Annotated in this window: 2 protein-coding genes; one reads left to right on the top strand and one right to left on the bottom strand. The window is 52.0% G+C overall.

Annotation, left to right across the window (positions count from 1 at the left end; all coding sequences use genetic code 11):
- Positions 1-59: 59 nt before the first annotated feature.
- Positions 60-1,198 (bottom strand): IS3 family transposase gene (locus IQ22_RS22975; RefSeq protein ID WP_145146113.1). Its coding sequence is split into 2 segments (ribosomal slippage): positions 60-949 and positions 949-1,198, totalling 1,140 coding nucleotides; the frame shifts between segments, so codons are not numbered across the junction.
- Between the two features lie 639 nt (positions 1,199-1,837).
- Here IQ22_RS22975 and kleE point away from each other — a divergent pair.
- On the top strand, positions 1,838-2,215 hold the full coding sequence (kleE, locus tag IQ22_RS22970) for a KleE stable inheritance protein (protein ID WP_145146112.1): 378 nt from the start codon (positions 1,838-1,840) through the stop codon (positions 2,213-2,215).
- The last annotated feature ends 94 nt before the right edge of the window (positions 2,216-2,309 follow it).

Raw genomic sequence — 2,309 nt, 5'->3', positions numbered from 1 at the left:
TTCATGTTAGTTCGAGTTAAGCATGAAGCTTGACCTGCCCCCAGTTTTAGTACCGCTGCCTATTTAGTAGGCCCTGGGGTTGATATTAATATTTCGTGTTGCGATTGGTGCTGGCTCGCTCGCCAATGCGCAGCAAACTCTGCCGGGGTGAGGTTGCCAATGGCACTGTGCGGTCGGTGCTCGTTGTAATCCCGCCGCCAAACCGCGATACGGATTCTGGCTTCGGCGAGCGAACAGAACCAGTGCTCATTGAGGCATTCGTCCCGGAACTTGCCGTTGAATGACTCGATGAAGGCATTCTGCGTGGGTTTGCCAGGCTGAATCAGCTTTAGCTTGATGTCACGCTGATAAGCCCATTGATCAAGCGCTTTACCGGTGAACTCAGGGCCTTGGTCGGTGCGGATCGCCTTTGGGTAACCGCGAAACCGCGCCATCTCGTCCAGCGCCCGTGTGACACGAAAGCCGCTAATGCCGTGTTCCACCAGGATGCCGACCGACTCTTTGGTGAAGTCATCGACCACCGTTAGGCATTTGGTCCGCCGGCCTGTGCTGAGTGCGTCGAAGACGAAATCCATCGACCAGACCTGATTCGGCGCACTTGGCAGACTCAGACGCTCGCGCTCCACCGCAACGCCACGGCGGCGCTTGCGCCGCTTCACCATCAAGCCAGCAGCCTGATACAGGCGGTAAATCCGCTTGTGGTTGACCTGCACACCAGCTCGCCGCAGCAGTATATGCAAGCGCCGGTAGCCAAAGCGCCGACGCTCCTGTGCCAGCTCCACGAGTTGGGTTTGCAGCTTGATGTTTTGCTCGCTGGAGCGGGGTTGATAGCGCAGTACCGAGCGAGACAGCCCGATCAGCTGACAGGCACGGCGCTCGGAGATGCCGGTTCTGGCCTGCATCTCCTGCGCCGCCTCCCGCCGTGCTGTCGGGCTTACCCTTTTCCCCGAACGACTACCTTCAGTGCCTCGATGTTGAGGTGGGCCTCGGCGAGCAGCTTCTTCAGCCGGCTGTTCTCTAGTTCGAGATCCTTGAGTCGCTTGGCGTCCGGCACAGTCATGCCACCGAATTTGGCACGCCAGGTGTAGAACGAGGCGTCACTGAAGCCATGCCGCCGGCACAGCTCCTTCACCGGCACACCGGCCTCTGCCTGCTTGAGAAAGTCGAGAATCTGTTCTTCCGTAAAACGCTTTTTCATTGCCGTCTCCTGCTCGGAAAACGGACTCTACTAAGTTCAGCGTGGTACTGAAATCGGGGAGCAGGTCAGTGTCAGCTTCCTATACTTAGCCGCTAAATATTTACTGAGATTTAGCGGCTAAAGGCTTAGATAGTTAGCTAAAAAACTTTGTATTTTTTAGCTAAACTTAATATGATTTCTCTCGTAGTCCGGCCACGTCGCCAAGGTCAAGCCGGAGAATTCCGATGAATAAAATGGTTGCTGTTTTGCGTCAAGTTGCTAATTTGGACACCCCAAAGTCTTAGCGCTCAAGAGTTGGCTCAACTGGCTCAACAAGCTAAGCTCGTGCTCAAGAACACTGATAGTATGGTAGATCTGATCCTAGATCATAGTTAACAGTTGAATAACGAAGAGCGTTGCCCTGAGGGCGACGACTATAACGACATTGTAGGTTTGGCCCGGACGTTTGCAGACGAGGAGTCTGTTAGAGCCAAGAGCGCCTATATAAGCGCATAGGCATAAACAAAAACGCCCTGGACGAATCCAGGGCGGCTTGGCCCTTGCGCGGTAACACAAAGGCCATTACAGGCCTGCACGTTTAATCGCGGAGCGAAACCTGTATTGATATTGAAGTGTATTTGCACTAAGGGGTCAAGCAGCATGAGAGAAAGCAATATTTATGCTTTTCCAGGTGCAGCTAAAAAGCCTGTCTTGGATCCATTAAAAAAAGCTGAGACGACTTCTAGCTCAGATAGCACTAAGTCTCAAGATAAGGCGCTATTAGCAAAGAGCAATTTTGCATCAAGATTGCCTTCGATAGTCTGGAATTGCATTTGGCTAATAGTACATATCCTATACAGCTTTAGGCTGGTTCAATGGCTAATAGGTATGGATGTTGTTTGGAGATTTATCCAGATGATCTACTATTGGGATACGCCTGGGAGTAATGCTGTCTTCATCTTTTTTGCGCATTTTGCGTTTAGCGTTTTTCTAGCGTGGTTTGCTCTAGGCTATCAGCCTAAAGAAGTACGAAGATGATTTAGAGCCGCTAACAAAACCTCTCTAATGAGCGCAGGCATATAATGCTGCACGCCAGCGATAACAGGGCTCGGTGAGTATCTAGCCTGCGCTC

The organism is Pseudomonas duriflava (assembly GCF_007830155.1).
Classification (GTDB): Bacteria; Pseudomonadota; Gammaproteobacteria; order Pseudomonadales; family Pseudomonadaceae; genus Chryseomonas; species Chryseomonas duriflava.
This window is presented reverse-complemented; position numbering and strand designations above follow the sequence as displayed.